Annotated in this window: 11 protein-coding genes; 5 read left to right on the top strand and 6 right to left on the bottom strand. The window is 67.8% G+C overall.

Annotation, left to right across the window (positions count from 1 at the left end; all coding sequences use genetic code 11):
• Positions 1-151: 151 nt before the first annotated feature.
• A complete protein-coding gene (locus tag CG747_RS46565) occupies positions 152-1,078 on the top strand; it encodes a hypothetical protein (protein ID WP_146022308.1) in 927 nt (308 codons plus the stop codon).
• A 224-nt stretch (positions 1,079-1,302) separates the two neighbouring features.
• Here the strand turns inward: CG747_RS46565 and CG747_RS46570 are convergent, their stop codons facing one another.
• Positions 1,303-1,677: a hypothetical protein gene (locus CG747_RS46570; protein ID WP_146022309.1), complete on the bottom strand. Its 375-nt coding sequence runs from the start codon at positions 1,675-1,677 to the stop codon at positions 1,303-1,305.
• A 317-nt stretch (positions 1,678-1,994) separates the two neighbouring features.
• On the opposite strand from CG747_RS46570, the gene CG747_RS46575 reads away from it, so the two are divergent.
• Positions 1,995-2,288 (top strand): hypothetical protein, encoded by a 294-nt coding sequence (locus tag CG747_RS46575; protein WP_180986048.1) that lies wholly within the window; start codon positions 1,995-1,997, stop codon positions 2,286-2,288.
• A gap of 654 nt (positions 2,289-2,942) precedes the next feature.
• Entirely contained in the window at positions 2,943-3,305 is a 363-nt protein-coding gene (locus tag CG747_RS50615; protein WP_257981238.1) for a hypothetical protein, read from the top strand.
• A 55-nt stretch (positions 3,306-3,360) separates the two neighbouring features.
• Here the strand turns inward: CG747_RS50615 and CG747_RS46590 are convergent, their stop codons facing one another.
• Together CG747_RS46590 and CG747_RS46595 are read right to left on the bottom strand one after the other, a co-directional pair.
• Positions 3,361-3,816 (bottom strand): nuclear transport factor 2 family protein, encoded by a 456-nt coding sequence (locus CG747_RS46590; RefSeq protein ID WP_100607919.1) that lies wholly within the window; start codon positions 3,814-3,816, stop codon positions 3,361-3,363.
• A 274-nt stretch (positions 3,817-4,090) separates the two neighbouring features.
• Complete coding sequence (locus CG747_RS46595) at positions 4,091-5,032, bottom strand: rubrerythrin family protein (protein ID WP_180986046.1); 942 nt, start codon at positions 5,030-5,032, stop codon at positions 4,091-4,093.
• Positions 5,033-5,536: 504 nt separating this feature from the next.
• Between CG747_RS46595 and CG747_RS46600 the strand changes: the two genes are divergently transcribed.
• Positions 5,537-5,908, top strand: a complete 372-nt coding sequence (locus CG747_RS46600) for a hypothetical protein (protein ID WP_100607920.1) — start codon at positions 5,537-5,539, stop codon at positions 5,906-5,908.
• Between the two features lie 47 nt (positions 5,909-5,955).
• Positions 5,956-6,876: a 1-phosphofructokinase family hexose kinase gene (locus CG747_RS46605; RefSeq protein ID WP_180986047.1), complete on the top strand. Its 921-nt coding sequence runs from the start codon at positions 5,956-5,958 to the stop codon at positions 6,874-6,876.
• Positions 6,877-7,087: 211 nt separating this feature from the next.
• Here the strand turns inward: CG747_RS46605 and CG747_RS46610 are convergent, their stop codons facing one another.
• The 3 genes from CG747_RS46610 to CG747_RS46625 all read right to left on the bottom strand — a co-directional run.
• The gene (locus CG747_RS46610) at positions 7,088-7,849 is read right to left on the bottom strand and encodes a hypothetical protein (RefSeq protein ID WP_100607922.1); all 762 of its coding nucleotides are present in this window, start codon (positions 7,847-7,849) and stop codon (positions 7,088-7,090) included.
• Between the two features lie 135 nt (positions 7,850-7,984).
• Positions 7,985-8,245, bottom strand: coding sequence for a hypothetical protein (locus tag CG747_RS49035; RefSeq protein WP_219621651.1), 261 nt, complete (start codon positions 8,243-8,245; stop codon positions 7,985-7,987).
• A gap of 259 nt (positions 8,246-8,504) precedes the next feature.
• Positions 8,505-8,828 (bottom strand): transposase (locus CG747_RS46625; protein WP_257981237.1); only part of this gene is annotated, 324 nt, incomplete at its 5' end.

The following is an 8,828-nucleotide window of genomic DNA, read 5'->3' on the forward strand; positions in this document are numbered from 1 at the left end:
AGGACTCATGAACGATCGAGGTTAGGCCTCGGACAACAGCGCCCAACTGGCCGCCGTCACCCAGCACGACTACCGTTTCGCTCCCGTCACGATCACGAAAATCCATCACAGATATCAGAATTCGTCCAAGACCGGCACGACGTACACCTACGTGGTCACCGTCGAGGCGCCAGGCCCCGGCGAGCACAGCAGAGCACTGCAGTTGAGAGGGCAGGTGACCTCGTCATCTGACCGCTGGACGACCGGTGACCGCCTAACGGGTGGGCTCTACGCCCCGGACGCCCCGTCCCTGGGAATCATCCTCACCCCCCGTCGTCACCTCGCCTCCCTCCTGGGAGGCTCGGCATCACCGGGCGAAATGGTGATGCTGGCTCTCTTCGGCGCCCTCCCCATCACCCTGTTCCTCATGTGCGTCAGGTCCAGGGGCAAGGAGGAGCCCGAACCGACGACTCCCCAGTCCGTGCTCGGTGACAGACCGGTGCGCAGACTACGGGTGTGCATCGCAGGTGGCACAGCCGGGATACGGCTCACAGTGCCCGATCCGAAAAAGACTTCCGGCGTCCCTCAGAGCACCTTGTCCCCCGCCTTGCGTCTTTCATCACCCGAAGGCACCCGTGACCTGTTCGACCGTTGCCTCGACCCACAAGCCCTTGCCGCGAACCTCGAAGGCCACGCCGGGTGGCTCTACTGGGCGCCGGTTGCGGAGGATCCATCGGACTGGTGCGTCGCGGCCCTGCTCGTCCTTGACGACGACCGCTATGTATACGGGCTTACGCCCCCGGGATGCGTTGCGGAGCTTCCTCAGGGCGAGCCGGTGGACCTGCCCCTCCCGGACGCCCGCCCGTTGCGCGCAGTGGGCCCGTACGCCCTGTGGCAGTCGGCCGTACACGGACCGGGTTTGTATGGGTTCGGCCTCGGCTTCCTCGCCGTATGCCTGATCGTCGCCGGGGTCGACTCCGACGGTGGACCACTGTTGAGCATGTGCTTCGTCACCACCGTGGGAGGACCGGTAGTGAGTCTCCTGCTGATCCAGCGCCTGCGCACGGCCTACCTGCGAAGGCTGGCACAGCAGACATGAAACGCGTTACGGGAGACTCCCGATAGGCCAGCGGGCGGCTGCGACAGCTACCCGCCAGGCGTCGGCAATTCTCCGGCCGACGATGTCCGCACCCAGTCAGCCAACCACGCGACGTCGGGCGCGGGAGAGAGCACGACAGCGGTGGCGTCCGTCACCCGCGGGCAGCCGGCGGCGGACGTGCACCATAGACCGCCATGCACGGTTGGACGGGCACACCGCCCCGCTCACTCCGTCCGCCGCTCCTCCCCCGCCCCTCCAGCGGCCGTCGTACCGCTCGCCGCCGTCCCGTATTCCTTCGACGTGCCGCCCGCAACCGGCGCCGACTCTGCCATACATGCGCCCGGCGCCGTGCTCAGACCTTCCGCGACGCCCTGCAGGGACCCTAAGGACTCCATCATGAGATGCGCAATTTCGGCATAGGCGGACGTCACATCACTCGAGTCCGCATGGCGCCCCCGCCCATCCCCCGCAGACCCCGGCAGAATCCTGTCCGTGAGCTGCTTGAGGCGACCGGAAAGATCCGGGATACCCTCTTCGCTCTCGATACCGGAAATATCCGAGCCCGTCGGCTCCACTGGCTTCTTTCCATTGTTCAGCATGCCTCATCCCCCGGCAGTCATGGCGCGCAGTACGCGCACCGAGATCAAACCCTAAACATCGGGGATGCCCAACCAGCTTTACCCGGAGTCGAATTGTCGTGATCCATATGCGAGACGGATGACGGTGGCTCGCGACGTAGCACAGGGCCTTCTTTTCTCCACAACGGCCTCCCAACCCTTCCATGCGCTGGTTCATGCATCGCCTGCAGATAGGTCCCTCAATAGTCTTGCATCCGGATATTGTTAAAGCCCTTTACACGCGGTCACTTCAGACGTATACCAACAGCCTGTCCTCACCAGCTCGTTAGGATCCGAGCATGAACCAAGATGGCGAACCGGTCTCCAAAAAGAGCCGATGGGGAACCAACCGGTACGTCTACAACCCGGCGAACCCCATGGGCCTGACTCTGATACTGATCAGCCTGATCGTCGCGGTGGTCATGATGGTCTTGATGGAAAAGCACGCGGGTCCCTTCGCTCCGCCCCCTGAACCGACACCGTGGAACCCACAGCCGCCCGAAGAACAGCCGTGGCCGTTTCCATCCGCCTCTCCGACACACGCTCCCAGCGCCTGGGACACGGCGCCATCGGGGCCTTCGCCAACGCACTGAGCCCATGGCGCCACCGGCAGGAGCATGGGTGAGCAACTGACGAGTTCCACCCTGCCGTGCCACGCCAAGGACCACCCCGGCCCCAGACCCGGGCGGCTGCCGGACCGGCCCAGGTGAGGTCTCTGATCCAGATCGTCGAAGCGCGCAGGTGGAGTACGGCAAGGTGGCTTCCCGAGGTCTTGTCGCACCGGGTCGCGATGCCCAGGGGCGAGTTCGGTCCAGGCCTCCAGCTGCTCGGTGGACGGTTCCTCGGGCAGGTGCGGCCGCGGGCTGTGCAGCCGCTCGACATAGCCGGGATGGACATCCGGGCCGTCGGTCACGAAGTCCCGGAACCGGCTGATGAGCCGGTCACGGTCATCGTCGGAGATCGACACGAGCTTGCGCCTCAGGCTCACCTGTTGCGCACGATGGTCCGTAGCAGGGCACGGCGCGCCCGGAACTGTTGCAGCTGGCCCTCGACCAGCCGTAGGTGCGTGACGGCCAGGTCGTGCAGGGTGGTCTCCCCGGCCAGCACCCGGCGGATCCCGTCTCCAGAAGGAGCGGCCCGGTGGGGTCTCTGTCGAGCCGGCCGACCACGGTCTCGGACGCTCCCGGGGCGCACTGACTTCCAAGATCCATCTCGCGGTCGCACAGGGGCGGAGACCCGTGCGCATTGTGATCACGGCTGGGCAGCGGGGCGATTCCCCGCCGTTCGAGTCAGTCCCGGAGGCGAACCGGGTTCCACAGACCGGGCTCGGCAGGCCGCACAAGCGCCCGGACCGGTTTCGCGCGGACAAGGCGTCCGGCTCCCGTAAGAATCGCTCCTACTTGCGCAGACGCGGCATCGAGGCCACGATCCCAGTACCGGCGGACCGGGTCCGCAACCGGCAAGAACTCGATTCCCGCGGCGGCCGGCCGCCGAAGTTCGACACGACCGACTACCGCGCACGCCACGCTGTCGAATGCGGGATCAACCGGCTCACCGCCACCGGGCTGTTGCCACCCGGTACGACAATCTCGCTGTCCGCTACGAGGTGACCGCACTGATCGCAGTCCACAACGAGTGGCTGTGACCGTTAACTTCACGGATGCCTCAGCAAGCCTCACTCGGTCCCTTCATGTCGAACGCCTGGGCGACGGCAAGGCTGTCTTCGTAGACATGGTGGCGGGTGACAAGGCCGTCTTCGATGGTGAGGTGCAAAGCGAACCGAGCGCGATAAGCACGTCCGGTGGAGCGGGCGGTCTGACGGATCTCGCCGAGCACGACCGCATCGCGGCCGTCGACGAGGATGCCCTCGATCTCGGTCGCTGCCTGCCCAGGCACATGGTGCTCGGCGAGCTCGCGGTAGTGGGCTGCGGCATCGGCGCGGGTGGAGCGGTGACGGATCCATGGGGTAGCGGTCCGACCGTGCTCGGCCTCCGGCCAGTCCAGCTTCCAGTCGCCCCGCTCGGCATACATCTCAGCGATGCGCTCGGGATGTCCCTCGCCGATCCGGTGCAACAGTTCCTCCACGACAGTGCGGGTGGTCGCAGGTACGGCTATGGACACGACTCATCACTCCGATCCGAAATCCGCGTCTGCCTGACGCGGCTAGATCAGCATTCTCGCCAGCACCCACAGATCGGCACCATTACCTCCCAGGTAGCGACGGACGCCCTGGCGGGCAATGACCCACGCGTCGTGAAGGCCGAGTCCGACAACATCGTCGCCGCGCTACGGGAGCGCGGGGTCGATGTAGCAGCAGCGGCTCCTGAGCCAGCCGGGCTGGCCGAAGGCCGGGCGGGCCCCGTGCGTGTGGGAGCCTGCTCCGGCCGACGTGCGGTCAGTGGAGTTGGTTGCGCGCGTTCTCGAAGGCGCGGGCGTGACCGGCCTCGTCGTTGGCGTTGTGGGTGAACAGTTCCGCGGCCTTGGCGTCGCCGGCTGTCCTGGCCTGGCGGGCGTAGGTGGGGTACATGGTGCGGGACTCGTACTGTTCGCCGTTGATGGCGGTGGTGAGGTTCTGGCGTGTTGGTGCGACGATGCCGGCCAGTTGCGCCTCGCCTGCGAAGTGCTCGCGCCGTTCGACGTCGGCGGTGCCGGTGAACAGGCGGGCCAGCGCCGCGTTGCCGTGCGCGGTGGCCGCCTTGGCGAACTGGGTGTACTTGGCCGATGCCAGCGCCTCACCGTGGAGCGCGGTGTCGAGGTTCTGCTTCGTCCGTGCCGCGCGGACCTTGGGCGCCCCGGCCTGGACAGTCACGGGTTTGACGCCAGGGGGTGCCGGGACGCTGCCCTTGCCGGTGCGCACGACCTCCAACGCCTTGGCGTACGCGGCGTGGTGGGTCGTCTCGTCCTTGGCGATCTCCGCGAAGAGGTCGGCGGCGGCAGTGTCGCCGTCCTGCCGGGCCTGCTTGGCGAAGGTCGGGTACATCGTGTGCGACTCGTACTCCTCACCCTTCATGGCGGTTTGGAGGTTGGCCGCGTCGCTGCCTGCCAGACCGCTGAGCTTGGCCTCCTCCGCGAAGTGCTCGCCCAGCTCCACGTCGGCCGTGCGCTGGAAGAGCTGCTGTACGGACGTAAGGTTCTGAGCGCGTGCCTGGTCGGCGAACAAGAGGTAGGTGGCATAGGCGTACGCCTGGCCGTGCATCGACGCATCGAGGTCGGTGCGACTCTGCGCGTGCAACGCGCGAATCGCCTCGGGTGCCACTGCTGCGGCGGCACCGGCCGGCACGCAGACCATCAGGGCCAGAGCGCCCATCGACCGGACACGCATCGAGAAAGGGATCATGCGGACCTCCACACTTCGGGCCGAAGAACTCCCCAAGGCATCACACCAACGAGTGACACCTTGGGCCATCACGGCGCGGCAATCGAGTGACGGATCATGCCCCCATGACATTCCGCAGGTGAGAGAGGTATGACCGTGCGCCGAGCCCGCCGGAACCGAATCCGCGGGCTGCGCCGACGGCCCGGCTGCGCACTCAGGGCGTGCTGTTCGCCCTCGCCGACCGGGTTTTCGGCCTGGACCGGGACCTCCACGGTGCGCGCAATGCCATGGACCAGGCCGTGCGCCGGGCTCCGCGTCGATGATCTCCGCGGGCAACCGGCCGGTGACGCGACGAGGTGCGCCGAACCGTCGGGCGGGTTAGCGTCGTAGCCGGGCCCCGGCCGGTGAGAGGCATCGCCGACCGTCCGGCTGGTGGAGTGGGAGCCGACCGTGATCGGCGTGTCCAAGACCCCAGGCGCCGGACCGCTTCCTCGGCAGTTCGGCCAAGAACGTGGGGAGTGAACCATGGCCGCCCGGGTTGCCATCAACGGGCTCGGCCGCATCGCCAGGTCGGCGCTGACCGACCAAGCCTTCGGCGCGGCCGGCATCCTCCGCGTGATCACGCGGAGGACAACCGAAGCCGAGGCCAACGACGTCTTCCCGCAGAAGACCGCACCTGGCTGCTACCGGAACGGTCTGGAGATCGCAGACAAACCCCTGGTGTCCAGCGGCACCGTGCCGGACCTGCGAGCGTCGGCCGCCGAACGCACGCTGACCACCGATACTGACGACAGCCTGCGGGCGGTCATGGCCGGGTACGACAACGAGCCGGGCGGTGCTCAGCGGACGGTGCGCCAGGCACCGGCCGTGCCGGGCGAGGCCGCGCCCTCGCGATGAGCACGGCAGCGGCGCCGGACCCCCCCGTGGCCGGGCCAGTCCTCACCTTGACGATGAACCCCACCGTCGACATGTGCTGGGACGTCGGCCACCTTGCCGACATCGGCAAGAACCGCGCCCGGGTCAGGTCTGTGGCGGCCGGGGGCGGTGGAATCAACGTCGCCCGCGGTGTGGCGCGCCTCGGAGGACGGGCCACCGCAGTGCACACCGCCGGCCGCGAGGTCGGCCGGCGCCTGAACAGATTGCTGGACGAAGAGGGCATCGACCACATCGCCGTCGAGATCCACGGTGAGACGCGCGAAGCACTCGTACTGTTCGAGACCGAATCGCGCCGCAGCCACCACATCGTCCCGCCCGGTCCGCACCTCGACGACCATGAGGGATGGCACTGCCTGGATGTGCTGGGGCAGGCCATCGGCACCAGCCGCTACGTCGTGGCCAGCGGCAGCCTTCCCGGCGGCCTGCCCGACGACTTCTACGCGGCCGTCGCCCGCCGGATCAGGGAGGCCGAAGCCCGGCTGGTGCTGGACACATCAGGCCCGGCGCTGCGGCACGGGCTATCGGAAGGTGTCTACCTGCTCAGATGCAACCGGACAGAGGCCGCCGACCTCATCGGCCGGGCCGTCCGCAGCTTCGACGATGCCCGAGCCGTCAACGAGCATCTGCTCACCACGGGCGCCGCCGAGATCGCCGTCACCACGATCGGCGACCTGGGCGCTCTCTGCTCCACCCGTCACGGCCACACCGAACTGCGTGCGCCATCGCTGCCCGGGAAGCTGCTCAGTGATGCCGGGGCCGGAGACAACATGGTGGCCGCGCTCACCACACGGCTGGCCGCAGGCGACGATCCGGTCAGCGCCTGCGCGCTGGGGGTGGCCGTGGCCGCTGCGTCGGTGCTCACCCCCGGCACCGAGCCCTTCGACCAGGAGGTGGCCGAGTCCCTCCGCCACGACGTGGGGATCAGGTAGCGAACCAGTTCGTGATCGGGAGCGTTACCGGCGTGCTACGGACGCCGCTCGGACGTCCAGAGTGGTTTCACCGGCTTATGAGCAACGTCAGCTGCGGGAGTCCGCCCAGTAGTCGGTGCCGTCTCCGCTGCTGGAGTCTGGTGAGAATCAGGTGCCGGAGGCGTCGCCGACCGTCCACTGCGCGAGGGCAGCTGCCTGCACACGGTCAACATCACGATTGATGGTCGCGGCCCACATCGCGGACGATTTCCAGACCGAGGACACGGTCCAGGTACGCGAAGACCTCGAACTTGGCGCCGTCCGGGATCTCTTGTTCCGCTGCGACACGGCGCAGCACGGTCAGGACGCCGGGAATGCCGATGTCGTCGGCGAGTGCGCTGTGGGCCTGGCAGCGGATGTCGTCCGGGATCGGCCTGGACGGCGACCGTGCCCAATCGGCTACCCGGCCACGCCAGTTGGCGAGCGTCTGCTCTGCGTCGGCCAGCATGCCGGGGGCAAGGGTGATCGGCTCATGGTGGGGGTGGCTCAGCAGCGCCAGCCGGAGGGCCAGCGGATCTGCGCCCGCCCCTCCATGAAGTCCCGGGATCACCGTGAGGAGCTGCTGCACGTGCCCGACCTCGATCCACACGCCATACTCGGAATCCGGTCCTCCGCTGTCGGACACGTGAACGTCGGCAGCCGCCATGCCGGCCGCCACGGGTGGGTTGATGCCCAGCGCGGCCGTGGCGCGATCGAGGGCCTTGACCTGCTCGGGCGGCAGATCCGGTACGACCAGGGTGAGGCGCGCCTGCACCCCGGCCGTCTCCGCGGCACGGAACAGTACGTCGCCGACGAGCAGTGCACGCAGGTCGACGGCGCCGATGGCCGAGCCGGGGCATGACAGGTGGACGCGCATCCGCAGCACGCCCCGGCGCAGAACGGGAAGCTCGATCAGTTGGTGGGTCCGGCCATCGGTGACACGCAGCACGCCCATGACGCTACTGTGCCCCGCTCAGCGGACACCGACTCCCCGGGGCGCATCGCTGACCTGCTCACTCCAGACACCCGGTTAGCTGACGGGTGCGCGCCCCGGCCGGTGCACGGTCGTGGGCTGTGTCGGTTCGCGGGCTCATGTCGCAGTGGATATTCCGCTGCCCGCCGGGGCTTCCCCTGGATCGAGTCGCGGCAGCGGTGCGGTGGTGTGCCTGGTTTTCCCTTCGACAAATCTGCTCAGGGCGCGGGCGCTCTCCAGGAACTGGGCGGGGAAGACGATGGTGGAGTTCTTCTCCGCGGTGATCTCGGAGAGGATCTGCAGGTTGCGCAGTTGTCCCGGGTGATCACCTGTTGGGAAGGGATCGGCATGGTCACCGTCCGTAGCGTGACCTTCCACATCCGGTCCACCAACGGGATCACGAAACGGATGCCCGGCTAGCGAGCACCACCCGGGCAGAGAAACGCGGTCGGCCGTTCTCGTCAACGGGGAACACTCTGCGCACGAAGACGCCCTCCTCGTCCTCACCGTAGTGAGCGCCCGTACCCGCCCTGGTGCGAAGCCACGAAGGGCTGGGCCTCGTCGACGTCCCAGGGCACCGTGCCGAATGCCGGGAGCCCGGACGCCGGAGAACGCCCCCGTTACTGACTTCGGCTGGTCAGGGTGACGTTGGGATGTCGAGGGCGAGGCCGGTGCCTGCTATGAAGCCGTCGAGGGTGTCGGGCTGGTACTGGAGGCGTTTGAGTCGGTTGCGGACGAGGGCTTCGAGTCGGTCCAGGGCCATGACGGCGAGGTTGGTCAGGCTGCGTTTGACGTGGGCCCATACCCACTCGACGGGGTTCAGGTCGGGTGAGTAGGCGGGCAGCAGGAATACCGTCAGCCAGTCACGCTCGGCCACGAGGTCGCGCATCCTGCGGGAGACGTGGGTGTTCAGCCGGTCCCACACGAGCACGATCGGGGCCTTGACCAGCTGGTGGCATCC

It is taken from the genome of Streptomyces sp. CB02959 (genome assembly GCF_002803155.1).
Classification (GTDB): domain Bacteria; phylum Actinomycetota; class Actinomycetes; order Streptomycetales; family Streptomycetaceae; genus Streptomyces.